At 29.1% G+C, this 1162-nt stretch carries 1 protein-coding gene; it reads left to right on the top strand.

All coding sequences use genetic code 11. The features are described from left to right. The first annotated feature begins 148 nt into the window (after positions 1 to 148). Positions 149 to 991 (top strand): tetratricopeptide repeat protein, encoded by an 843-nt coding sequence (locus tag KW502_RS15245; protein ID WP_219041405.1) that lies wholly within the window; start codon positions 149 to 151, stop codon positions 989 to 991. Positions 992 to 1162: the final 171 nt, after the last annotated feature.

A 1162-nucleotide genomic window follows, 5' to 3' on the forward strand; every position in this document is an offset into this window, starting at 1 on the left:
AATGGTTCTTTGCAACTTTATAGAATGAGAGGACTCGTACGTGTAAGGGATCACTAATCTAAAACACGTTATAGTTCTCCTCTTTTTCTATATAAAGTTATTTAATACAAACTAAAGAAACACGTTGGCACCAATTTAAAAAAACGAAATGAAGAAAATTTTAGCAATAATAATCTTACTAATTACAACTCAAAATCTAATATCTCAAACAGCAGATGAACTTAATTCAAAAGGAATTGAATTTGCAAAAAAAGGAAAAATAGATAAAGCATTCGAAATATTTGAAGAAGCTATAAAACTTTATCCCGAATCACCTGGTCCATATTCAAATAGAGGGAATGTTTACCGAATGCGAAAAGAATATGACCTTGCGATAAAGGATTACTCTAAATCATTAGAATTATATCCTGATAATTTTAATGTCCGCTATGCAAGAGCTAACACTTATATGGATAAAGGAAACTTTGAAATGGCAATTTCTGATTATTCTAAAATTATTGAGGAAAAACCAACTTTCTCTGATATTTATTTTGACAGAGCTTATGCTAATATTAGGCTGGAGAATTATGAGAATGCTAAAACGGATTTTGAATCCCAATTAGAAATAACACCAAATGATTTTAAATCATTAGCAAATCTGATTAATATAAAAAAGAAATTAGAATTATTTGATGAAGCCTTAGCTGATTATCAAAAGATAGTTACCGAATTTCCAAATCAACCAAATCTTCATATTCTTTATAATAATTGGGCAAGTCTTTACAGAGAAATTGAGAAACCAAAAGAAGCATTAGAAAAAATCAATGAAGCCCTTAAGCTCAATAAGAACTATGATATTGGACTTTTTAATCGAGCAGGTATTTATTTAGAACTTGGAGAGGAAAAAGAAGCCTGTAAAGATTTTAAGAAAGCACTTAAATTAGACCTTGAAAAAAATGAACATTTTGAGGCTGATGAAGATTTTGAAAAACTTAAACAATTATGTGAATAAAAACTGGTGCCAACAATGGTAACCGTTGCACAACCCCATAATTAAAAAAAAACGTATTCATTTAAACCGCTTTAGAGCGGTTTTCTAGTTTTATATCGTTTGTAAATTAGCAGAATATAGTCTCTTTAAAATGGACTTATACGCATTATTTAACGTCATTATGAACTTTAA

Origin of the sequence: Mesonia aestuariivivens, assembly GCF_019311235.1 — a bacterium.
Taxonomy (GTDB): domain Bacteria; phylum Bacteroidota; class Bacteroidia; order Flavobacteriales; family Flavobacteriaceae; genus Mesonia; species Mesonia aestuariivivens.

Excerpts from the sequence above, each read along its gene's own strand:
- KW502_RS15245 (WP_219041405.1), top strand. The coding sequence starts at position 149 with ATGAAGAAAATTTTAGCAATAATAATCTTACTAATTACAACTCAAAAT.